The organism is Phaeovulum sp. W22_SRMD_FR3 (assembly GCF_052113705.1).
In the GTDB taxonomy this organism is placed as follows: domain Bacteria; phylum Pseudomonadota; class Alphaproteobacteria; order Rhodobacterales; family Rhodobacteraceae; genus JBGQOG01.
The window spans coordinates 30667-54056 of sequence record NZ_JBGQOG010000008.1 but is presented as its reverse complement, the minus strand read 5'-3'; the positions used below and the strand labels follow the sequence as shown (position 1 = coordinate 54056).

Annotated in this window: 20 protein-coding genes; 4 read left to right on the top strand and 16 right to left on the bottom strand. The window is 63.9% G+C overall.

The window, feature by feature from the left end:
- Window positions 1-1539 carry an FGGY-family carbohydrate kinase gene (locus ACEN2S_RS12185; RefSeq protein WP_441866426.1) on the top strand — a complete coding sequence of 513 codons (1539 nt, stop codon included), beginning with the start codon at window positions 1-3 and terminating at the stop codon, window positions 1537-1539.
- An 87-nt stretch (window positions 1540-1626) separates the two neighbouring features.
- A complete protein-coding gene (locus tag ACEN2S_RS12180) occupies window positions 1627-3399 on the top strand; it encodes a thiamine pyrophosphate-binding protein (RefSeq protein ID WP_441866425.1) in 1773 nt (590 codons plus the stop codon).
- A gap of 126 nt (window positions 3400-3525) precedes the next feature.
- On the opposite strand, the gene ACEN2S_RS12175 is transcribed toward ACEN2S_RS12180, so the two are convergent.
- From ACEN2S_RS12175 to ACEN2S_RS12100, 16 genes are all read right to left on the bottom strand, one after another.
- Window positions 3526-4476 (bottom strand): sugar-binding transcriptional regulator, encoded by a 951-nt coding sequence (locus ACEN2S_RS12175; RefSeq protein WP_441866424.1) that lies wholly within the window; start codon window positions 4474-4476, stop codon window positions 3526-3528.
- A gap of 18 nt (window positions 4477-4494) precedes the next feature.
- Window positions 4495-5499, bottom strand: coding sequence for a hypothetical protein (locus ACEN2S_RS12170; RefSeq protein ID WP_441866423.1), 1005 nt, complete (start codon window positions 5497-5499; stop codon window positions 4495-4497).
- The gene (locus ACEN2S_RS12165; RefSeq protein ID WP_441866422.1) at window positions 5496-6593 is read right to left on the bottom strand and encodes an ABC transporter ATP-binding protein; all 1098 of its coding nucleotides are present in this window, start codon (window positions 6591-6593) and stop codon (window positions 5496-5498) included. Before ACEN2S_RS12165 ends, ACEN2S_RS12170 begins: the two co-directional genes overlap by 4 nt.
- 9 nt (window positions 6594-6602) lie before the next feature.
- Window positions 6603-7418: a carbohydrate ABC transporter permease gene (locus ACEN2S_RS12160; protein ID WP_441866421.1), complete on the bottom strand. Its 816-nt coding sequence runs from the start codon at window positions 7416-7418 to the stop codon at window positions 6603-6605.
- Complete coding sequence (locus ACEN2S_RS12155) at window positions 7406-8278, bottom strand: carbohydrate ABC transporter permease (RefSeq protein WP_441866420.1); 873 nt, start codon at window positions 8276-8278, stop codon at window positions 7406-7408. Before ACEN2S_RS12155 ends, ACEN2S_RS12160 begins: the two co-directional genes overlap by 13 nt.
- Before the next feature lie 55 nt (window positions 8279-8333).
- A complete protein-coding gene (locus ACEN2S_RS12150; RefSeq protein WP_441866419.1) occupies window positions 8334-9626 on the bottom strand; it encodes an ABC transporter substrate-binding protein in 1293 nt (430 codons plus the stop codon).
- A gap of 59 nt (window positions 9627-9685) precedes the next feature.
- Complete coding sequence (locus tag ACEN2S_RS12145; protein ID WP_441866418.1) at window positions 9686-11167, bottom strand: FGGY-family carbohydrate kinase; 1482 nt, start codon at window positions 11165-11167, stop codon at window positions 9686-9688.
- Window positions 11160-12809, bottom strand: coding sequence for a glycerol-3-phosphate dehydrogenase/oxidase (locus tag ACEN2S_RS12140; RefSeq protein ID WP_441866417.1), 1650 nt, complete (start codon window positions 12807-12809; stop codon window positions 11160-11162). The genes ACEN2S_RS12145 and ACEN2S_RS12140 overlap by 8 nt, the downstream gene beginning before the upstream one ends.
- A 641-nt stretch (window positions 12810-13450) precedes the next feature.
- Window positions 13451-14137 (bottom strand): GntR family transcriptional regulator, encoded by a 687-nt coding sequence (locus ACEN2S_RS12135; protein WP_441866416.1) that lies wholly within the window; start codon window positions 14135-14137, stop codon window positions 13451-13453.
- 204 nt (window positions 14138-14341) lie between these two features.
- Window positions 14342-15130, bottom strand: coding sequence for an HpcH/HpaI aldolase family protein (locus ACEN2S_RS12130; RefSeq protein ID WP_441866415.1), 789 nt, complete (start codon window positions 15128-15130; stop codon window positions 14342-14344).
- On the bottom strand, window positions 15127-16578 hold the full coding sequence (locus ACEN2S_RS12125) for an FAD-binding oxidoreductase (protein WP_441866414.1): 1452 nt from the start codon (window positions 16576-16578) through the stop codon (window positions 15127-15129). Before ACEN2S_RS12125 ends, ACEN2S_RS12130 begins: the two co-directional genes overlap by 4 nt.
- Window positions 16579-16647: 69 nt before the next feature.
- On the bottom strand, window positions 16648-17661 hold the full coding sequence (gene dctP / locus ACEN2S_RS12120; protein ID WP_441866413.1) for a TRAP transporter substrate-binding protein DctP: 1014 nt from the start codon (window positions 17659-17661) through the stop codon (window positions 16648-16650).
- A 43-nt stretch (window positions 17662-17704) separates the two neighbouring features.
- Window positions 17705-18982 carry a TRAP transporter large permease gene (locus tag ACEN2S_RS12115; RefSeq protein ID WP_441866412.1) on the bottom strand — a complete coding sequence of 426 codons (1278 nt, stop codon included), beginning with the start codon at window positions 18980-18982 and terminating at the stop codon, window positions 17705-17707.
- Window positions 18979-19482 carry a TRAP transporter small permease gene (locus ACEN2S_RS12110; protein WP_441866411.1) on the bottom strand — a complete coding sequence of 168 codons (504 nt, stop codon included), beginning with the start codon at window positions 19480-19482 and terminating at the stop codon, window positions 18979-18981. Before ACEN2S_RS12110 ends, ACEN2S_RS12115 begins: the two co-directional genes overlap by 4 nt.
- Entirely contained in the window at window positions 19479-20201 is a 723-nt protein-coding gene (locus ACEN2S_RS12105; RefSeq protein WP_441866410.1) for an SDR family NAD(P)-dependent oxidoreductase, read from the bottom strand. The genes ACEN2S_RS12110 and ACEN2S_RS12105 overlap by 4 nt, the downstream gene beginning before the upstream one ends.
- Window positions 20198-21118 carry an isocitrate lyase/PEP mutase family protein gene (locus tag ACEN2S_RS12100; RefSeq protein WP_441866409.1) on the bottom strand — a complete coding sequence of 307 codons (921 nt, stop codon included), beginning with the start codon at window positions 21116-21118 and terminating at the stop codon, window positions 20198-20200. The genes ACEN2S_RS12105 and ACEN2S_RS12100 overlap by 4 nt, the downstream gene beginning before the upstream one ends.
- 368 nt (window positions 21119-21486) lie before the next feature.
- Between ACEN2S_RS12100 and ACEN2S_RS12095 the strand changes: the two genes are divergently transcribed.
- Together ACEN2S_RS12095 and dctP (ACEN2S_RS12090) are read left to right on the top strand one after the other, a co-directional pair.
- Window positions 21487-22107 carry a hypothetical protein gene (locus ACEN2S_RS12095; protein WP_441866408.1) on the top strand — a complete coding sequence of 207 codons (621 nt, stop codon included), beginning with the start codon at window positions 21487-21489 and terminating at the stop codon, window positions 22105-22107.
- A gap of 277 nt (window positions 22108-22384) precedes the next feature.
- Complete coding sequence (gene dctP, locus ACEN2S_RS12090) at window positions 22385-23368, top strand: TRAP transporter substrate-binding protein DctP (RefSeq protein WP_441866407.1); 984 nt, start codon at window positions 22385-22387, stop codon at window positions 23366-23368.
- The last annotated feature ends 22 nt before the right edge of the window (window positions 23369-23390 follow it).

The window sequence follows — 23390 nt, the reverse complement described above, 5'->3', positions numbered from 1 at the left end:
ATGGCCGGACAACGCAAAGATCTGAGCATCGGACTTGATTGCGGCACCGGCGGTGCGCGGGCGCTGATCTGCGACGCGCGGGGGCAGGTGCTGGGCATGGCCGACAGCACCTATCCCACCGAGTACCCGCACCCGGGCTGGGCCACGCAAAACCCCGCCGAATGGTGGCAGGCGGCCTGCGCGGCCGTGGGCGGTGCCATTGCCGCGGCGGGGGTCGATCCCGCCCGGATTGCCGCGATCTGCGCGGGCGGTACCTCCAGCACCCTCGTGGCGCTGGACGCGGCACAGGATCCGGTCGGGCCGGCGATCTTGTGGATGGACAACCGCGCCTCGCCACAGGCGCACCGGATCGAGGCGAGCGGCCACCCTGTCCTGCGCCGCTCGCGCGCGGGGGTCTCGGCGGAAACCGCGCTGCCCAAGATCCTCTGGCTCAAGGACAATGCGCCCGAAGCCTATGCCGACACCCGCTGGTTTGTGGAGATGACCGATTTCATCGCGCTGCGCCTGTCGGGTCAGCTGACGCTGGGCCAAAATCATACGATCAACCGCTGGTTCTGCAACCCGCGCGACGGCGGTTGGCCGGTGGACTTTCTCGACGGCATCGGGCTGGAGGGGATTTGTGAGCGCTTTCCGGTCTGGATGCCCGCCCTTGGCGATCCGATCGGCGCGATCACTGCGCAGGCGGCCGAAGCGATGGGGCTCAGCCCGCAGACGCTGGTCGTGGCGGGGGGCACCGATGCCTATGTGGCGATGGTCGGGCTGAACACCCTGCGCCCGGGCGAGACGGCGTTGATCACCGGCACCTCGCATCTGGTGCTGCCGGTGGTGGCCGAGGACATCGAGATCGAGGGGCTGTTTGGCCCGCATCCCGATTGCGTCACCCAAGGCAGCTTTGTGATGGAGGGCGGGCAGGTGTCCTCCGGGGCGATCTTGCGCTGGTGGCATGATCTGTTGCACGGGGGGGCGAATGGCTATGACGCGATGCTCGCCGAGGCCGAAGCGGCGCCGCCCGGTGCCAATGGTCTGGTGGTGCTGGATTTCTGGCAGGGCAACCGCAACCCTTTCACCGATTACGACCTGCAGGGCGCGATCTGGGGTCTGACGCTGAAACATGCGCGCGCCGATGTCACGCGGGCGCTGATGGAATCCGTGGCGCTTGGCACCGCGAACATACTGGGGCGGTTGCAGGCGTCCGGGCAAAAGGTGCGGGCGATGACGCTGGCCGGGGGGGTGCTGCGGTCGCCCTTCTGGGCGCAGATGCATGCAGATGCGACGGGCGTGTCACTGCGCATTCCCGAAATCGGCGAAGCGACGGCCTTTGGCGCGGCGATCACCGCCGCCGTCGGGGCGGGGCTGCATCCTTCGCTCAAGGCGGCCGCTGATGCGATGGTGCGGATCCGGTCCGAGATACAACCCGACCCCATCCGCCACGCGCGGTTCCGCGCGCAAATGGAGATCTATCTTGAAACCCATGCCGCGTTGCGCCCGCTGATGCATCAGCAGGCCCTCCGAAGCCGGGCCAGCCCTGCCATGCGCTAGGCCCTTCAACGTTCACTCTTTTTCGCGATTTCCGGTCACGGTGCCTTGCCGTGGCGCGGATCCCTTATGCCAATGAAAGGAAATATCATGGCTCATATCGGAGACCTCATTGCCGAAATGTTGGCGCAATACGGCGTTGAATATGTCTACGGGATGCCTGGTGGTCAGACCACGGCGCTGCATGACGGCATCTCGCGCCGCAATGATCGCATTCGCCATATTCTCATGCGTGACGAACGCAATGCCGCCTATGCCGCCGATGCCTATGCGCGGCTGACCGGCAAGCCGGGGATTTGTGATGTGACCGTGGGGCCGGGGGCAAACCTGCTGCCGGCGGGGTTCCTTGAGGCGCTGAATGCCTCGATTCCGATGATCGGGATCATCGGCGAGCTGCCGCTTGACTGGTTGTCGCTGAAGGAGAAAGGCATCGCCAGTCAGGGGTTTGACCAGCTAAGCTTCTTCAAGGCCTGCTCGAAGGAGGCCTATCTCGTGCCCTCGGTCGCGGCGCTGCCCGAGCTGATCCGCACCGCCTTTCGTGTGGCGACGGCCCCCCGGCCCGGCCCGGTGGCGCTGATCATCCCGCATGACATTTTCGATGCCGAATGGGATGAGGAACTGCTCAAGATCCGGGTGGATGACCGGTCGGTACAGATCCCCTATATGCGCAGCTGCGCACCTGCCGGGGAAATTGCCGCAGCGGCGGCGCTGATCAAACAGGCCAGGCGCCCGGCGCTGGTCTGTGGCGGCGGCGTGCATGGCTCTGACGCGGCCGATCAGGTCACCGCTTTTGCGGACCGGCTGGACGGGCTGGTGGTGACTAGCCTCTCGGGCAAGGGCTCGGTGCCCGAGACCCGCGACTATGCCGCGGGCGTGCTGAATCCGCTGGGGTCCAAGGCGGCGATTGACCTGATCAAAGAGGCGGATCTGGTGATCTGGTGCGGCTCCAAGGTCAGCCAGAACACCGGCATGAACTGGTCCCTTCCCTTGGCGGAACAGGCGACGATCACCATCGACTTCGATCCGTTGGAGCATGGACGCACCTTCCGCCCGACCGCGGCGCTGATGGGCGACGTGCGCGAGACGATTGCGGCGCTGGATGCCGCGCTGGCGACGATCCCTGCGCATGCGGACTGGCGCGCCCGGATTGCCGAGGTGAAGGGCCAATGCGAGGCGGAGAAAGCCGCCGAGATTGCCTCGGACCGGATGCCGATCCAGCCACCCCGGGTTATGGCCGAGATTGCCAAGCGTCTGGGCGAGGATGACATCGTGGTTTCGGATGCCTCCTTCTCGGCGGGGTGGATTTCGGGATATATTCCCGCCAGAAAGACCGGCCGCCAGTTTCTGTTTGCCCGCGGGCAGGGGGGGCTGGGCTATGCGGTGCCGGGGGCGATTGGTGCGGCGGCGGTACGGCCCGCGGCGCGCATTGTCACCGTGGCGGGCGATGGCGCTTTTTCCTATACGATTGGTGAATTGGCCACGCAGGCGCAATACGGCCAGAAGGTGGTGAATGTCGTGATCAACAACGGCAAACTGGGCTGGATTCAGCTGTGGCAGGAGCTGTATTTCAACAACGTCCAATCGGTAGATCTGGAAAGCCAAAGCGTGGTGCCGGGCTATGCCGGGGCGGCGTCGGCGCTGGGGTTGCTGGGGATCTACGTCGAAAAGCCCGATGAGATCGGTCCGGCCCTGGACCGCGCCTTTGCCCATGACGGACCCTCGGTCGTCGAGGTGCGCATCGATGACCGCGCGACCCCGATCCATTCGTTCAAGCGGCGCTTGCGCGAGAAATCAGACACGCCCTTCGCGCGTCCGGGCACGGTCTACAAGCTGCGCGACTGGAAAGTGTCGCCGGGTCTTTGATCCCGGGAGGCAGGCTCTTTGGTGCAGCCGGGCGCGGATGATCCGTCCGGCTGCACCACGGGACCCGCATCGCGGAATTGCGCGGCTATTCCCGTGGCCGTAGCGAGAACCCGAAACCGCTCCCGTTCAGACCGGTGCGGCGAGCAAGACCTCTGCCAGTTCCAGATCAACGATCAGGTGATTGGCATAGCCGCCCCGCAGACCCGCAATTGTCGCTTCGGCTTTGTGCAGGCCGCTGACCACCAAAAGCCCATTCATCGCCGCCAATGTGGCGTGATCCGCGCCGATCAGCCGATCATCCAACGGTCCCAGAACCGGAGCGCCTTCGGGGTCGATGAAGCGTCCGGCGATGATGCCGATGGCACCGCGTTTGACGTAATCGCTGATTTCGGCTTCGGTTGCGATCTTGAACTGCACCACATGCGTGTCGGGGGTGCAGGGGCTCAGTGAATAGATCGCTTTATTGCACAGCACCAGATTGGCCAATTGTTCGGCAATGATCGGTTCGGCACGCAATACGCCCGCCAGGCTGGCCGTGGTGCAGACCGCAGGTGCGTTGAGATTGACACAGGCCGCCGAGAGCCGTCGCGCAATCTCGGTTGAGCAGCTTTCCGATGTCGGCAGCAATGGGTTGGCCATGGATCCGATCAGCTGACGCACCGTCAGATCCGCCACGGGCCAATAGGGCACACTCTCGGAAACGAACCACACCGTCTGCCCCCAGGAAACCCCCAGCTGATCGCCCGGCTCGACGAAATCCGGCAGAAATTGCGCCGCAGCCTCGCAGACCACCCGCGCCAGCGCGGTTCCTGTCAGCCCGTCATTCGGCACAACCTGCACGCTTTGCAGGGCGTATTTTTCCTTCAGCGCATCGGCGGCCGCATTCAGGCGGAAATGCTCGCCCGCGATCTTGACGCAGACGATCTGGCGTTCGCGGGCCAGACGCAGATAGCTGATCACCGTGGGCCGCGACAAACCCAAAGCCTTGGCAATCTCGCCCTGCGTCATCTCTTTGATGTAATAAAGCCAGGCAACCTCGGCCACGTTTCGGTTCGACGGATGGTTGACGCGGGTCATATGGCTTCCGGTGCAAGGTTAGTGGGCCGCATGGCGGAGCACATCTTCGGTGATTGTCGCGTCAATGTCCAACCCACGATCCGGGCGCAGGCCGAGCGTGCCGAGATCGGCGTGATAGCCGCGCACCGCCTCTGCGGCGTCAACCTCACCATCCGCCACCCGGCGCAGCCAGGTGATGAAGGTTGGCTGATCTTCGGCCATGTTGATTTTGCGGCCAAAAAGCGCCAGCCGTGCCCCATGGCGCTCGGCCTGCACCACCAATTCGAATGTGTCGCGGTGGGTGCCGCCGCCGCCGCCGAGGATGCCGACAATGACCGACGGGTCATGCGCGGCGAGTTCCTCCAGCGCCCCGGGCCCGTTATAGGCGACTTTCAGAAACGCCGGCCGCTCGGCGCGGGTCAGACTCCCCAAGGCGCGGCAGATGCAATCGGTGACGTAAGCGCCGGTTTCGGTAGTGGAAAAGCCAGTGTCGAGGTTGGGATTGAACACCTCCAGAAAATGCGTGACATCCGCCTTTTCGGCATCGGCGCGAAAGGCGGCATAGGCCTCCAGCGTGCGTGCATCGGCGGCGGCATCATTGTTGAAGGTGATGGAATAGAGACAGAGCGCCGCCGGTGCGCGCGCAAGATCGGCACCGCGATGGGGGAGCGAAGCCGTTGCGCGGTACCTGCCACCCCGAATGCCGCCCCACATGTCCGTGGCCTCATTCCCGCGAAAGGCGGCGGCGACCGGGCTGGTGTCAAAAGCACCGGCTTCGGCGAGGGCCTCGATGTTGGCGGCAGAACCGAGCATGATGTCGATCTTGTCCTGCACGATCAGACCGCGCATCTGCGCCAGGAATTCCGTGCGGCTGCGGGGCCTGCCCGGCACGCCCTGCGGATTTCGCGTCAGCCCGGCGGCATGGATGCCGCCCGACAGATTGGCGTCTTTGGCATCGGCCAGAATAAAGTCGCCTCTGGCATAACTTCCCGCACGGATCCGGGCCATTTTGGCGGCATAGCGGGTGTTTTCAAAATGGATCATGCCTCGGCTCCTTCTTGCCGCAGTGAGATGCCGGTGGTGGGATCGAAGGCGTGGATATGTTCGGGCCGGATGGCGAAATGCACCTCATCCCCCGGCGCGATGCCACGGAACTCCTTGGTCACAAAGGACATATCCGTGCCGTCGACCTCAACGATCACCTGCCCCTCGGCGCCCATATTCTCAACCAGCACCACGCGGCCCCTGATCGCATTCAGCGTACCGGCACTGGCCAGTTCCATCCGGGCCGGACGCAGCCCCAGCTCAAGCGCTTGTCCCTCGGCCAGATGGCCAAAAAGCACGGCGTCGAGTGCCAGCCGGACCGAGCCCGCTTCGGCCCACAGCCCGCCTTGGCGCGACACCTTGCCCATGCGGAAATTCATCCCGGGTGAGCCAATGAAATCCGCGACAAACCGGCTGGCGGGGCGGTCAAAAATCTCATCCGGGCGGCCTTGCTGCTCCACCTTGCCCGCGCGCATCAGCACAATCCGGTCGGCAATGGTCATCGCCTCCAGCTGGTCATGCGTGACAAAGATCGTGGTGGTTTTCAGCGCAAGGTGGATCTTGCGGATCTCGGTGCGCAGTTTTTCCCGCAGCTTGGCGTCGAGGTTAGACAGCGGCTCATCAAACAAGAACACCTTTGGTGTCTTGATCATCGCGCGGGCCATCGCGACGCGCTGCTGCTGCCCGCCCGACAGGTTCTTGGGCTTGCGCTCCAGCAGCGCCTCCAGCCCCAGAAGCTGCGCCACATGCGCCATGCGCTGCGCGATATCGGCCTTGTCGACGCCGAGCCGGCGCAGCCCGAACGTGATATTGTCGGCCACCGACATATGCGGATAGAGCGCGTAGCTTTGAAACACCATCGCGACCCCGCGCTGACCGGGCGGCAGATGGGTGACATCAGTGCCGCCAATGGTTACTTGCCCGGCGGTCAGCTCCTCCAGCCCGGCGATCATCCGCAGCATGGTGGATTTTCCGCAGCCGGAGGGCCCCAGAAAAACAACGAACTCATGGTCAGGGATCTCGAGGTTCAGCCCTTCGATCACGAGATGGCCACCGTAGCTTTTGGTGATGCCGGTGCAGTTGATATTTGCCATAGGATTTTCCTAGTTCGATCCGCTGCGGACCATGGAATTGATCATGCCCATCAGAAGGCCGATAAAGACGAGGGGCGGCAGCACCAGAACCACGGTTGCCGCATTGATGACGCCCCATGGCACCTCTTTGCCAAGCGAGGTGATGGAGGCGGCCACCACGGGAAGCGTTGCGTTCTTGGCCGCCAGCGTCAGCGCGAGCAGAAGTTCGTTCCAGACCAGCACGAAGGTGAAGACCAGCGCTCCAAACAGCGAGGGGGCGGCAATCGGCAGCGAGAACCGCCGGAAAATCTCCCATTCCGAGCAGCCCTCCATCGCGGCGGCCTCCTCGATCTCGCGCGGGACACGCTCAAAGGCAGGGACCGAGAGCCAGATCACCGTCGAGATGGTGGTGACCAGATAGACGAGGATCAGGCCGAACAGACTGTCGTAGATGCCAAGGTCGAGATAGATGACGATGAAGGGGATCGCGATGGCCACCGGCGGCATGAACCGCATGGAGAGCACGAAGAACTGCATGTCGTCGCCCCATTTGCGGGCATAGCGCGCCAAAGTATGCGCCGCCGGAATCCCGAGCGCCGCGCCCACCAGAACCGCCACCCCGACAACGGTGACCGAATTGAGCAGGCCATCGCGGATGATAGGATTTCCCAGGATGGTGGCGAAATTCTCCAGCGTCGGCACAAAGATCAGCTTGGGCACCGGGGTGACGATGTCACGCAGCTGTTTGAAGGCGCCGAGAAGTGTCCATAAAATCGGTGACAGTGCGAGAAAGACCAGCAGAGCCAACAGGATGCGGCCTAGAGATTTTGAGATTACCGAGCCCATTTTTTCCCCGCGCGCCAGATGATGGTGAAGGCGACCGTTGTGATGATCAGCAAAAGGATGGACATGGCCGAGGCATATGAGATCTTGCCGCCCATGTTGATGCCCACCTGATAGGCATAAAGATCCAGGGTTTCGGTGGCTGTGCCGGGGCCTCCCCCTGTCATCACAAAGATCAGATCAAAGGATCGGAGCGATTCCACCGCCTTGACAAGCGCGAGGCTGATGATCGGTGCCTTCAGCATCGGCAGGGTGATGTAGGCATGGATCTCCCAGGTCCGTGCATTATCGAGCATGGCGGCCTCGACCGGCGCGCGGGGCAGGGTTTCGAGCAGCTTCACCAAGATCACGGTGAAGAACAATCCCCATTGCCAGATGTCGACGACTGCCACCGCCACAAGGGCGATCGAGGGATCGGCGAGGAATTCGATCGGGCCAAAGCCCAACAGCCCGGCCAGATAATTCACCAGACCCAACGACGGCGAATAGAGAAAACGCCAGATAAAGGCGGCGGCAACGCGCGGCAACAGCACCGGCGCCAGAAAGGCAAAGCAGATCAGATTTCGCCACAAGGGCCTGTGCACTGTCTCATGCACCACCACCGCCATGCCCATCGCAAGGACGAGTGCGCCGGTCACCGTGATCACTTCCCACAGCGCCGAGATCTGCAGCGCGTTGAGAAAGCGCTGATCGCGCAGCAGCCGGGCGAAGTTATAGAGCCCGACAAAATCAGCATCCGTGTGGCGCAACGTGCGGTTCATCAGCGCCAGCCAGACCGCGCCCGCGGTCGAGACGAGGGCAAGGCAGGCCAGCACCAGTGTCGCAGGCGCCAGAGTCCAGAAAACAAAGCGATTTCGGGTCATGGTCATTTCCGGCTATGAGGGTCCCGCCGGAGGGTGCTTCCGGCGGGCATTGGGGTCACTTCACCGCAGCCAGGCTGTCTTCGGCGTCAAAGGCAACCTGATCCAGCGTCGCTTTGATGTCGGTTTTGGTGCCGGTGAACAGCTCTTCCAGCGCAAGGCCCAGATTGTCGCCAATCTCCGGCCAGGCGGGGTTCGCCATGATCAGCAGGCTGGTTTTCGGGCCCGTGTCCAAAAGCGCCTGAATATAGGCTGCAGGCACTGCCTGTTTGTACGCATCGCTTTGCAGGCTTGAGACCCGGCCGATGTCCGACGAGATACCTTCGGCCAGACGCGAAGCTTCCATCTCTTTGGAGGTGGCCCAGCCAACGAAATCACCCGCCACCTGTTTGGTGCAATCATCCTTGGCGCCGACCGTCGACACCGCCCAGCCATGACCCCAGCCTGCGGAGCGCAGCGGCTCGGGCGGCGGCGCATAGCCGACTTTGCCCACCACCGAGGATTTGGTCGGGTCTTCCATCCAGGGGCCGAACACATCGGATTCAATCAAGAAGGCCAGCTGACCACCCCGGAAGGCCTCAACTGAATCCGACCAGTTGAAAGTGCCCACGCCCGGCGGGGCATATTGCATCAGATCCATGTAAAGTTCCGTGGCCTTCACCGCCGCGTCCGAGGCGAAAGCCGGGGTGCCATCGTCATTCAGCCATTCACCGCCCATCGCGCGGAAAAACGGCGTCCAGCGCCAGACATTCATACCCGAGCCGCGCTGACCGCGCGCCGCCCAGCCGTAAACCTTGTTGTCCGGGTCATTGGTGGCCTTGATCGCCGCGACCAGCTCATCGAGCGTTTTGGGCACGGCAATGCCCTTGGCCTCCAGGATGTCTGTGCGATACATCATCACATCGCCACCGCCAACAAAGGGTGCGAAATATTGCACGCCATTATAGGTGGCCACATTGGCCAGATCGACGCGGAAATCCGCGAGGTCATAGTCCGCGGGCACCACATCGGCCAAGGGATAGACCCAGCCTGCGGTCGCATATTCCGCCAGGTTGGCCTCGTCGATATACAGCACCTGATAGGCACCGGCGCCGGTCGAGGCGTCCAGACGGGCTTTGGAGCGGCGTTCGTTCTCCCCCAGCAGGGTGATTTTGACTTCGGTGCCCCATTTGGCGTTGAACGCCGCCAGATGCGCGTCAAGCGCGGTCACGGCGGGCATGCCCTGTGCAATCACGTTCAGGCTGGGCACTTTGCCCATGCAGGCCGCCGCGTCCTGTGCGGCGACGCCGCCGGGCAGCAGCCCGATGATCAGCGGGCAGGCTGTGCCCAGGAATATCCCCTTCAGTGTCATTTTCTCTCTCCCTTGTTGCCGTTTTTTGTGATGCCAACCCAGCCTGTGACGCCTCCAGGTCACGCAGGCAGTGCCAGTAGTCCTTGGTCAAGCTTTTGAAATTCCTGAAATCGTTCGTCATAAAACCTGGCATGCGCCAGGTTGGGTGCATATCTGCGCCCCACACGGGCCATCGCCGCCACGGCCTGTGTCAGATCGGGATGCAGCCCCCCCGCCACGGCCGCACAGATCGCCGCCCCCAACGCGCCAACCTCTTCGGCTTCGCAAACCTCGACCGGCATTTGGCAGATATCCGCGAAGATCTGCGCCCAAGGCCCGCTGCGCGCTGCCCCGCCCGCCAGCCGGATGGCCTTTGGTCCTGTCCCGGCCAAATGCGCCATCAGCTCTTCGGCATGGCGGCGGTGCTGAAAGGCGACGCCTTCGTAAATCGCCTGCAACATGGTCGCGGTGTCATCCGAGGCCACCAGCCCCAGAAAGCTGCCCATGCGCGGTGCGGCGCCGTAGACATAGGGCAGGAAATGGCAGCGTCTGGTCTGAACCGGACTGGTGGCGACCATCTCGTTCGCCTCCGCCAACGAGACACGCCCCCCCAACCCACGCGTGAGATACCAGCCCAGATTGGCGGCAGAGGAGGGGCTTCCCTCGCAGAGCAACTGGCACTGGCCGTCCCGGTGCAGCATGTTCATCAAAGGCAGGGCGGTTCCCAGCGCGCTTCCCCGCGCAATCTCCAGACAATTGATCGCCCAGGTGCCCGCGATCATCACCAGATGGTCGGTGCCCACCGATCCTGCGCCGAGCGCGCAAGCCGCAACATCCATCATCGACCCCGCAACCGGCGTGCCCGCCCGCAGGCCGGTCTGTGCCGCCGCCGCCGCGCTGACCATGCCGCCAACCGCCGAATTCTCCACCATCGGGGGCATTTTCCCGGCTATTTCGGGCATGTTCAGGGCCGCAAAAGCCTGTGCCGCATAGCCGCCGCTGTCCATGTCCATCAACCCGCTGCCGCTGACATCGGTGGCATCGGCGCAGGCGGTGCCGGTCAGACACATCCGGATGTAGTCCTTGCACGACAGTACCCAGCTGGTCTGTGCCATCACCTCGGGTTCCGCCGCCGCAAGATGGGCGAGTTGCATCAGGGTTTGCCCGCCCCAGAGTTTTTGGCCGCTGACCGCCGAGATGCCCACGGCATGCCCCTCGGCCTGCAGTCGGGTCACCAGGGGCTGCGCACGGTGATCGACCGAAACGATCCCCGGCCGGGTGGCGCGCCCCGAGGCATCGACGAAAAACCCGCCATTGCCAAAACCGGTGCAACCGATGGCCGCGACCCGCCCGGCCCGGGCAGGATCTTCGGCCAGGACTGCCGTGATCGCGGCCGCAGTCGCTTGCCAGAACGCCTCTGCATCGCGCTCCACCCGGCCGTCCGGGTGATGGGTTGTCACCACGGCCGCCATCCGCAGACCCAGCGTCTGCCCGGCTGCATCAAGCAGCAAGACCTTGACCGCGGTGCCGCCCGCATCAATGGCCAGCACCAGATCACGCATGGATGCTCTCCTCCGGCGGTTGCCGCAGCGCATAAATGCGAGGATCGGCCAGAGCGCGGGCCAGTTCAGCCGCCTGCCATGCGGCATCCTTGCCCAATTCATCGGCCAAAAGACCCGCCATGTCCTCGAGTGTGCTGCGGTGCAACCGCGCGGCCAAGGCCAGTTGCGTCCGCCGCAGCACCAGATCCTCCAGATGACGCGCGGCACGGTGGCGGATCAGCCAACGGATTTCACCGGCCGTGTAGGTGGGCGCACCGATCAGCGGGCGATCCGCAAAACCGGCACAAAACTCCGCAATTTCAGCGGCAAAGCGCCCGTACCGGCGGGTCAGCAGATCTGTCCCCCGTGCCCCCGCGCCGGGATAGTCGCGCGCGCGTGTCGAGATCTGGCGCGTGCGGCCCAACAGGCCCAGCACGCGGTCCGTGCTCAGTTCGGCAAAGGACCGGAACGTCGTCCATTTACCGCCAACCAGCGACAGAACGGTCCGGCCATCGGGCAAATGATCCTCGGCAAGAGCGTGATCGCGCGCCGCGCGGTTGGCCGAGCCGCCACGGTTTTGCAGCGGGCGAATGCCGGTCGTTACCGACACCAGATGCGCCCGGCTGACGCTGATATCATCGAACAGACCTGAGAGGGCGGCCAACAAATAGCAGATTTCAGTCTCGGTCACCGCGCTGTCATCGGGCGAAGGGGTTTCGATCTCGGTGGTGCCCATCAGGATGGTCTCGGCCAGTGGCAGGCAGATGACCATGCGACCGCGCGCATCTTCAAAGTAGAACGCACGGCCCGCCATCCGCGCATGCAACTCGGGATGGTCCAACACCAGATGTGCGCCTTTGACACCGCGCACATGCCGGGTTTGCAGGCCAAGCCGGGCGTTGACCACATCGATCCAAGCGCCCGTGGCATTGACGATGACCTTGGGCCGCAGCAGCAATGGCCCGTCAGGGGCCGCCACTTCCACCGCGCCATCCGGGCGCAAGGACCAGTTTGTGTGGTTCACCGCCACCACGGCAGGATGTGCCGCCACCGCTTCGGTCAGCATCTCAAAGATCAGGCCTTCGGGATTGTCGATCTGCCCGTCAAAGTAGCGCACCACCGCCCGCGTACCCCGGCGCAGGGCGGCGGGAAAATGCGCGCGCTGCAGGGTCACGGAATGCCCGGGCAAGACGCGGCCCACCGCGCCGAAGCGCTCATAGGCCACGAGGCCCACCTTCAGCGCGAGCAAGGACATCGTCCCCGAGGTCTGCGAGAGGCCACTGAACCGCAGCGCCGCACCCAGTATCCCGCGCAGGATGGCATTCAGCGGCACCACAATTTCAAGCGGCCGCACCAGATGCGGCGCATGGCGCAGCAGCAGGTTCCGCTCCCGCGCGGATTCAGCGACCAGACCGAACTCACGGCCCTCCAGATAGCGCAGCCCGCCATGGGCCATCCGGGTCGAGGCGCTGCTCGCACCGGCGCAAAAATCGCCGCGCTCCAGCAGAACTGCCGAAACGCCATTCAGCGCAAGGTCGCGCAGCGCCGCCACGCCATTCACACCGCCACCCAGAATCAACACCTCGGGCGCTGTCAGTCCGGCCAGCCGCGCAAAGGCAGAATCGCGGAAAGGGGGGCTGAAATGTTCGGGCATGTCGGGCATCGACTCACTTTTGCTTGGGGCCGTTCTTCTGCGCTTCAATCTCGCCTTTTCTTTTCTTTTGTCAATATTGATTTACAAAGATCAACTAAATGAATCTTGCGGCAGATACGGCATTGGCCTGCGACCATCCGCAGTGCAACGGCTGAGAACGGGACTTCCCGCTCAGATTGTTCCGTCGGGGAGGGCTGCTGCAGTGCCTGTATGATTTACAGAAGATGGCGATCCGGCGGCGTCCTGTACGCGGGCAAACTCAAAACTGGACAGCGAGAGATCGCCTGTCTTTCTGCAAAGTCAGGAAAAACGGGAGATGGTCCGGAAAGCGATCTTGTAGCGCACTATCCCACCGGAGGCTCTTGAGCGCCCGAGACCCTGTCACTGCCTCCTGCATGAGCGAGCGCGGTCTGATGGTGGGTGTGGACTACGACGCTCTGGGTCATTTGCGGGGTGGCCTGGCACAGCTCTGCTTTGGCTCAGGGTCTGGTGATGTCTTCCCAGTGCCCGGCCAACGTCCTGCGCCGGCATTGCCGCTTGACGCGCGGCCATTTGCCGAGACCCCCGGCATGTAGTGTCATGGAACGCAGGTGCCTCCGGTCAGAATCTGCCATCAGGACCGAGGCTGAGGTTGCTGGCTGTGCATCTGCTCAGGGCGCGGATGCGCCCAGTTTTCCTTCGGCCAGGGCCAGGATATAGGCATCGCCCGTGCGCCGCACATGCGCGCCGATCATCTCGTCAAAGGCCGTGAAATCTCCGGTGCTGAGATGGCCGTGCATCTGGTGATGCTCTTGCCGCGACAGCACCCGGCGTTCGTGATGGGCGGCGGTCAGATTGGCGCGCAGCGCCGCAATGCGCCCGGCCACAAGGGTATAGGCATCGCGCAAATAGCTGTTGGCGCAATGGTCAAAGGCCAGACGGTGAAAATCGGTGTCGAGGAGGTCATAGCGGGTGTGGTCTTCGGCCGCAAAGGCGCGGTCCATCAAGCCCAGCACCTCCTGCATGGCGGCGAGGAAATCAGCGCGCGCAACCTGAACGGCGCGGCGCACCGCCTGGGTTTCCAGCACGATGCGATAGTCGCAGATCTGCAGGATATCCTCGAGTGAGGTCTCAAAGACAAAGCTGCCGCGTTTGGGGCGCACAACCACCAGCCCCTCATTCGACAGGATCGCCATCGCGTCGCGGATCGGCGTGCGCGAGACGCCAAATTGCGCCACCAGCCGATCCTCCGAGATGTTCTCGCCCAAAGGCAACACGCCGGTGATGATCGCCTCGCGGACCTGTCCGGCCACCAGATGCGCCAGCGAAGGGGGCGGCGAAATCCGCTTGAGGGTCATGCCCGGCCCTCCCGGCCCCGGGGGGCGGGCGGAGCGGCGCACAAATCAGGCGCCTTTGTCGGATAGCGCAACACAACAACGATCATTTTCAATCCCAAGGGGCGCCGTGCCGGGCGCCCCGTTTCTGTCATTCGCCTCAATGCCCTGAACCCGTGATACTGGCTTGGCCCGGTTTGCAGAAGCCCCAATTGCCGGTTCGGACGCTTAGTAACCCGGCGCTTTTGCCTGCGGTGCGCGGTCTTCCAGCTCAGCCCGGGCACGCTGCGCGCCCTCGATCAGCAGCGAGACATCATTGATGCCGATAACAAGGCGGTAGCCCAGCCGCTCCAGATCGGCCCAGTCGCGGCCCGCGCCACGCACGGTGGCCAGCGGCATGTTGGCGGCGGCGCAGGTCGTCTCGATCCGGCCCAGCAGCGCCTGCACCTCGGGATGCTCCATCCGCTCCAGATGCCCGGCCGAGGCGGCAAGATCGTTCGGTCCGAGGAAGATCGCGTCAATCCCCGGCACGGCGGCAATCTCGGCCAGAGCCTCAACGGCCAGCACATGCTCGCATTGCAGCATGATGACCACCTCGCCATGCGCCTCGTCGCGGGCATAGCCGGGCCGTGCGCCCCAGTCCGAGCAGCGCAGGATCGGGGCGGCATAGCCCCGGCGGCCCCGCGTGGGATAAAGGAAGGAGGAGACCACGGCCCGCGCCTGATCGGCGCTGTTGACCATCGGCACGATGAAGGCGCGGAACCCGCGGTCGATCGCGCGTTTGATCGTGGTGTCATTGCCATCGGGCAGACGCAGGATCACCTCACCGCCCGAGGATTCGATGGCGCGCGCCATATGGACCCAGGTTTCCACCTCGCCAATGCCATGCTCACCGTCGATGACGATGGTTTTCCAGCCGTGGCGGACCATGATCTCGGCCACATCGGCATTGCCCAGCTCGGCCCAGGCGGCGGGGATCATACCGCCCGACGCAATGCGGGCCTTGAGAGAAGTCATGCGCGGTCTCCTGTTGCAGGGTCAAAGACCTTGCCGGGGTTGAGTAGATGGGCGGGATCGAGCGCGGCCTTGAGGCGGGCCATTAATGCAAGCTCTTCCGCTGATCGGGTGTAGCCGAGATAGGGTTTTTTCAGCAAGCCAATCCCGTGTTCGGCCGAAATCGTGCCACCAAAAGCCCGCACCGTATCGTAGACAATGGCGCAGATCTCGGCCATCGGCTGCACGGCGGCCCCTTCGGACAGCGCCACGATATGCAGATTGCCGTCGCCGATATGGCCATAGTAAACCGAGAGCATATTGGGCAGTTCGGCGGCCAGACGCGCGCGGCAAGCATTGGCGAAATCATCCATCGCCGTTACCGGCAGGCCGATGTCAAAGGCAGAATGCGGCCCAAGCACGGTGCCAAATTCGGCGCAGGCATCGCGGGTGCGCCAAAACGCCCCGACATCGCCCATGCTTTGCGACACGGCGGCATCGGCAATGATCCCCGCCTCAAACACACTTTCGATCCAGCTTTGGAACCGCGCGCCGTCGATGGCCTCATCCAGACCCTGCATCTCGATCAGCACGTAGAACGCATGCGCGCCGTCCACCGGCGCGCGCACGCCTTTGACCCGGACCGTGGCCACCTGCCAGTAATCGGGCCACATCACCTCAAAGGCCGAGAGCATCGGGCCCAGACCCCGGCGCGCCGCGCCCAAAAGCTTCACCACATCCTCGTAGCTGTCGACACCACACAGGGCGGCATGGGTGCAGCCGGGTTTCGGATGCAGCCGCAGCACGGCGCGGGTGATGATGCCCAAGGTGCCTTCCGAGCCGAGGAACAGCTGCTTGAGGTCATAGCCCGCGTTGTTTTTCAGCATCTTGTTCAGGCCGGTGATCAGCGTGCCATCGGGCAGCACATATTGCAGCCCGAGGACCATCTCTTTGGCCATGCCGTAGCGGATCACCCGGTTGCCGCCCGCATTGGTCGAGAGGTTGCCGCCGATCTGGCACGACCCCCGTGCCCCCAGATCGAGCGCGATGAAGAACCCCGCCTCATCCGCCGCCTTCTGGATCACCTCCAGCGGCGTGCCGGCGCGCACGGTCATCGTGGCGGAGGCCGGGTCGAGCTCTTCGATGCCGCTGAAGCGTTCCAGCGAAATCATCACCGCGCCCGCAATCGGGTGCGCGCCGCCGGTGAGACCGGTCAGACCGCCCTGCGGCACGACCGCGACCCCATGCGCGCCACAGATCCGCATCGCGGTGGCCACACCTTCGGCGCTGTCCGGACGGACTACGGCCAGCGGGCGCACGGCGGGCAGATAGCTGGTGTCCTGCAGATTGCGCGCGGGCACATCGGCGCCGGTCAACAGCGCGGCAGGCGAAAATTCAGCGGCCAAAGCGGCGAGGCAGGCATCGGCGCCCATGATGGTATCGGTGGGGGAGGCGAGGGGAGACAGCGACATCTGGGGTTCCTTGAAACAGGGGTCCCGGCGCGCGGGTGAGAGCGAAACCGCGCGCCGGGGATGGCGGGATCAGTTCCCGCGCACCTTCTTCAGCTCAGCCATGAGCGCGTCGAAATTGTCTTTGCCGACGGTTTCCATGCTGGCTTCATAGACCGGCGCCACCAGGGCGCGCAGCTTGTCCATCTCGGCGGGAGACAGCTCGCTGACCTCCATGCCTTCGGTTTGCAGCTCCTCCAGCGCCTCGGTGGTCACCGCGCGCGATTTCGCGACCTGCGCGCCGCGCGCCTCGGTGGCGCAGCTTTGTACAAGCGCCTGTTCCTCAGCGTTCAGCCCGTCCCAGACCTTCTTCGACATCAAGACCGGGGTCGGCGAATAGGCGTGGCGGGTGAGGGTCAGGTATTTCTGCACCTCATAGAACTTGGTCGCCTGGATCAGCGGCAGCGGGTTTTCCTGCCCGTCCACGGCCCCGGTTTCCAGCGCGGTGAACACCTCGCCAAAGGCCATCGGCACCGGGTTCGCACCCAGACGGCGGAAGGTGTCGAGGAAGATCGGGTTCTGCATCACGCGGAAGTTGAGGCCCTTGAAATCCTCAACCGTGTTGATCGCGCGCTTGGCATTGGTCGCGTTGCGAAAGCCGTTTTCCCAGATCGAGAGCATGATCAGATCATGTTCCGGCATCTTGGCCGCCAGACGGTCGAAATAGGGACCGGTCATCACCGCATCCACTTCCGCATCCGAGGCGAACATGAAGGGCAATTCAAAGGCGCTCATCCCCGGCTCGATCCCGCCAATTGCGGCGGCGCCCGTCACCACCATGTCGATCGAACCCGAGCGGACCGATTGCGTCGCCTCGGCATCATCGCCGAGCTGGCCGTTGTAAAAGCCGCGCAGCTTCATCTTGCCGTCCGAGCCCGCCTCAAGGCAGGCCGACATCGCGTCAACCCCGGCGGAAACCGGATGGTCCTGTGCCGCGCCGTTCGACACTTTGAACGTGTGTTTGCCGATCTCGGCCTGTGCGGGCGCGCTGAGGGCACCGGCGGTGATCAGGGCCAGGATGCTGGCCTTCAGGATGGTCTTGGTCATTCGTGTTTCCTCCCATGGAATACAAAATCAGTTGGATTGCGGGTTACTTCAGCCACTCCAGCGGCCAAAGAACGAGTTGCGGCACGAGGACGAGCAGGATCAGCACGCCCACCTGCGCGGCCAGGAAGGGCAGCGAACCCTTGGCCACCTTGTGCATCGGCACGCCCGAGACCCCGGAGGCGACCGAGAGCACGATGCCGACGGGCGGCGTCACCAGACCGATGGCGGTGTTGATCACAAAGATCACGCCAAAGTAGATCGGGTTGATCCCGGCCTGTTCCACCACCGGCAACAGCACAGGCGCGAGGATCAGGATGGTCGGGCCCATGTCGAGCATGGTGCCGATCACCAGCACGAGTGCCATGATCGCCAGCAGCAGGATTTTCGGGTGATCGACCAGCGGCGCCACCAGATCGAGCACGATGCCCGAGAGGTCGGCAATCGAGATGAACCACGAGGTTGCCAGCGCCGCCGCCGCCAGAAGCATCACCACCGAAGTGGTCAGCGCGGCATTGCGGAAGACGGTGAAAAGATCGCTCAGCTTCAGCTCGCGGTGGATGAAAATCCCGACAAAGAGCGCATAGACGGCGGCGATCACGGCGGCCTCGGTCGGGGTGACGACGCCGAAACGGATGCCGCCCAGAATGATCGCGGGCAGACCCAGCGACCACAAAGCAGCGCGCACGGCTGCGCGGCGCTCGGGCCAGGCAATGCGCGGCATCGGCGCTACATCCTCGCGCCGGGCAAGGAAGATCCAGACCGCCAGCGCGCTGAGGCCCATCATCGCACCGGGCACGATCCCGGCCATGAACAGCTGGCTGATCGAGAGATTGGTGGCGACGCCAAAGATGATATAGGCGATCGAGGGCGGAATGATCGGCGCGATGATCCCGCCCGAGGCCATCAGCCCGACCGAGCGCGCCTCGTCATGGCCCGATTGCCGCATCATCGGCAAGAGGATCGAGATCAGCGCCGCGGTATCGGCGGCGGCGGAGCCCGAGAGCGAGGCGAGGATGATGGCCGCGAAAATCGCCACCACGCCCAGCCCGCCGCGCAGGTGGCCGACGAAGGCCATCGCAAAGGCGATGATGCGTTTGGACATGCCGCCCGCGTTCATCAGCTCGCCCGCGAGCAGGAAGAAGGGGATCGCCAGCAGCGAGAAGTTGTTGGCACCCACGATCAGCCGTTGGGTGATGATCTGCGGGTCGAACATGTCGAGCGCAAAGCCCATGGTCACCGCGCAGATGATCAGTGCGAAGGCGACCGGCACACCGGTGGCGAGCGTCGCCCCGAGGGTCACGAGGAAAATGATCAGGCTCATTGGTGCAGCTCTCCCACGGCGCGGGGCAGGTCGGTGAGGCGCCCGGTGGCATAGCCGATCATCCGCAGGGCCGCGAAAATCCCGATCACCACGCTGAAGGGCAGTGCGATGCCAAAGACCCAGATCATCGGCATGCCGGTGACGGGGGCGGCATTGGTGGCATTCACCCCCCATTGCATCAGCGTCCCCGCGAGAATGAGCAGGCAGACCCCCAGAACCAGCGCATTGGCGATGGTCAGCAACAGGCGCCGCATGCCCGGCCCGACCGAGGTAACCACAAGGTCAAACCCCATGTGCATGTTCAGCCGCGTGGCGGACATGGCGCCGAGGAAAATCAGCCAGACAAAGCAGAACCGCGACATTTCTTCTGAGATATCAATGCCAGAGCCAAAGCCATAGCGCAGCACCACGTTGAAAAAGACCATCATGGTCATCGCGGCGAGCAGGGCGACCAGCGCCACGTCGATCAGCCGGAACAAGGCCGCTTCGATGCGTTTCATTTGCGTCCTCCCGCCACGCGGAGGGTTTCTCCGCTGACATACCCCGCGCCAAAAAGCAGCCATTCGGCGGCCTCGGCCACTTCATCTGCAGTGCCCAGACGCGCCTGCGGAATGCCCGCCGTCGTGGCCTCCAGCGCCGCGCGGTCGGCGAAAAGCTGGGTCTGAATCTCGGTGTCGATGATGCCCGGCGCGAGGGCATTCACCCGCAATTCCGGTGCCAGATCGCGCGCCATGGCGGCGGTCAGTGCCAGCATCGCGCCCTTGGTGGCGCCGTAAACCGCATGGCCCTTGGCCCCGCCGTTCATCCCGGCGATCGAGGACATGTTGAGAATGCTGGCCCCGTCACAGGGCGCTTTGGCGCGCAAAAAGGCGGCGGTGACGAGGAGCGTGCCGCGCAGGTTGATCGCCAGGGCGCGGTCGATCTCCTCGGCCTGCATCGCGTCAAAGGCCATCGCGCGGCCCAAGATGCCCGCATTGTTCACCAGATGCGTCGGCGCATGCGGCAGGGCGGCCTCGGCGGCTTCAACGGCGTGGGCATCGGCAATATCCACCCGCTGCGCGAAGGCCAGAGGCCCGAGTGAACGGGCGGCGCTGCGCAGGGCCTCGGCATCGACATCCCACAGGATCACCCGCGCGCCGCGCGCGACACAGCGTTCGGCCACTGCATAGCCGATGCCGCGCGCGCCGCCGGTGATCAGGACAACAGCCGGGGCGCTCATGCCTCCGGCTCCGTTTCAAAGCGATGCGCGAAATCCTGATGCGGCGCGAGGCCGATCACGCCGCAGAAACGGGCGTAATCATAGCCCGTCGCGGGCAGGCTGCCGGTCTCCCGCAGCGCGGCAAAGGCAGCGGTTTGCGCGGCCATGCTGGCGAAAAGCCCGGTCACCGCATAGAGGCACATGGAAAAGCCCATCTGGTCCAGCTCGGCCAGCGAGAGCTGCGCGGCATCGGTGCCATCGACAATGCTCACCACTTTCGGCCCCTCAACGCGGGCGGCAATCGCCTCGACCTCGGCCACGGTTTTCACGCCATCGACAAAGACCAGATCGACACCCAGCCCCGCATAGCGCTTGGCACGCTCGACCGCGATGTCGATGCCCGAGCCGGGCAGGGCGTCGGTGCGCGCGATGATCACCACATCGCCAAACTCAGCGCGGGCGGCCAGCGCCGCGCGCAGCCGTGCTTCGGCTTCTGCGACGGGCACCACTTTCACCCCGGCCAACTGACCGCAGCGTTTGGGCGCGACCTGATCTTCCAGATGCAGCGCCGCCACGTCCGCCTGCACATAATCGGCCACGGCGCGGCGAATGTTCAGCGGGCCGCCATAGCCGGTGTCGGCATCGGCAATCACCGGCACCGCGACTGCACGGCACATGGCACGGGCATGCTCGGCCATCTCTGTCTGCGTCATCAGGCCGAGATCGGGCATTCCAAGGCGGCTGGCCGTGGCCCCGAGGCCGGTCATGTAGACCGCCTCGAAACCCGCCGCCGCAATGAGCCGCGCGCTCAGCGCATCCGGCGCACCGGGGGCCGCGATGATACCACCATGGCGAAGGCGTCTGCGCAGCTCTGCCGTCTTGGTGCCGGCAGTCGGCACCGCAGTGGCCTGCGTGCCGGTGAAATGGTCCGCTGGCATCGTTCTCCCCCCAACGTGACTTGATATACATAACACATAACACATATCAATGCGGGGTCGTCAATGCCCGTTTCACGGGCACCGCCGGAATTGTCTGGCGCCGTTCAACCTGACCATGACAGGCGGTTGCTACCCAGCCCCGCGCGGGCAGGCTGATCATTCGGGGCTTCGTACCAAATATTTCCTTTTTATATCAATAGTTAGCTGTCACTCACAGGCGGCGCCGCTGCCGGGCCCGTTTCCCGATGGCGGCCGCCGGGAGACGCGGAGAGGCGTGCACGCCCGCACTGCAACCAATCCGGGTTCCACACATGTCACCCATCTGAATCGCCCTCGAGCCTCGGGCCCTATGGCTGGGGCCTAGGTCTATGAACCCCGGCACTTCAGTGTTGCGTCACGCGGTGGCCTCGGCAGAGGCTTCGGTGCCGCAGAGGCGGAGCTTTCGCCTACATAATTTACATAATGATGATTACCGGGTGATTTCGTCGTTGAAATTTCAAGTCTTTGCTGCGGCGTCTTTCGCCGCCCTTTCTCTTTCTGGCTGCGTGAGCGGCGGCGGCGCTGCAACGAATATGGTCACGGCGACCAGCAGTATGCGTGGCCTGATCCAAGCCCAGGAGCCGCCCTCGTGGGAGGACTGCGCTCTGTCTGGCGGCGCAGTGAACACCCGCATTTCCAATCCTTACGCGCGCTATGCAGAGATCGAGGTGGAACAGCGCGGCCGTCAGCGGCAGCAAGCCCTTGTGGGCAGAATTTTCGACGGGGGAACAACCCTGATCGGCGGCCAGGCCATCATGAGGGCCGGATCGGCGACGGGCATTCAGAACGCCGTCATCGCGACCAACTGGGGCCGCGTCGGCCCTGGCAGTCTCGCCCGAACCGAAAGCAGCACCCGGCAGCTGAAGGGCGTGAATGATGCGATACGGATCTCCCGGCGCTTTCGGAAATCCGGTGGCGAGGGCGTGACGAAAACCCCGGCCACGGTCTGAGCCAACCCACGCGGCGCGCCGCAAAGCGCGCATCACGTCAAAGGCATGTGCCGGGTTGTGGCGCATGCCTTTGGCTTTTGGCGCGTTCCCCCTGCCCCGGGTGCGACGGCCCCACAGATCCACGCAGGTTCCGCAAAACCTGTGCAAGACCCCCTGTCGCACCCCCAAGGGTGGCGCAGGCCGCGCGATTTTTGCTTTACCTGCCGCGAAGATTCACCTTAGAATGCTTAAATCATCATATGATTTATGAATCATATGGAAATCCAGGGAGGGATTCATGACGAACCGCAGGGTATTTCTGGGGGGCATGGCCGCTGCAGGCCTCGCCGTTGGTGCGGGCTTGCCGGCCTTTGCGCAGGATGCGAAAAAACTACGCTTCTCGGCGGTGTTTTCCGAACAGGACATTCGCGCGGAGATGATGAAAAAGCTGGCGGCATCCGTCGCTGACTTCGCCCAGCTCGACCTCTATTACGGCGGCAATCTGTTCAAGCAAACCACTGAAATCATTGCGATTCAGCGGGGAAACCTTGAAATTGGCAATGTTGCGCCACAGGACATTGCCACGCAGATCAAGGAATTCTCGATCCTGACGTCGGCCTATCTGTTCCGGGACGTCGATCACCTGAACGCCTTTTTCAACAGCGAGGCCGGGGCCGAGATGGTCGCCATGGCACAGGAGAAACTGGGCATCCACATTCTCGGGCCGACCTATTTCGGCACGCGTCAGCTGGGGCTGCGGATCGATAAAGAGATCAAGACCCCCGAAGACATGGCAGGCGTGAAGCTGCGGATGCCGGGGGGCGACGCCTGGCAGTTCCTCGGTGCCTCGCTCGGCGCGAATCCCACGCCGATGGCCTATGCTGAGGTCTATACCGGACTGCAGACCGGCGCGATTGACGGGCAGGACAACCCGCTGCCGAACGTGCAGAACATGAAGTTCTATGAGGTGATGAAGCAGATCGTGATGACCTCGCATCTTGTCGGCTATGACCTGCTGGTCATCTCCAGCAAGGTCTGGAACGACTTCACCGAAGAGCAGCGCACCGCCTTCCAGACGGCGGCCAATGAGGCCATGGCCTGGAGCGCAGAACAGCACCTCGCGCGTGAGGCAGAGCTGGTCAGTTTCTTCAAGGAACAGGGCCTCGCCATCAACACGCCGGATATCGAAGCGTTCCGCAGCCATGCGCAGAAGATGTACCTTGAGTCCGATGCCTCGCAGGATTGGCCCGAGGGCATGCTCCAGCGTATCAACAGCCTCTGATCTGCGGTTCTCATGCGGGCCG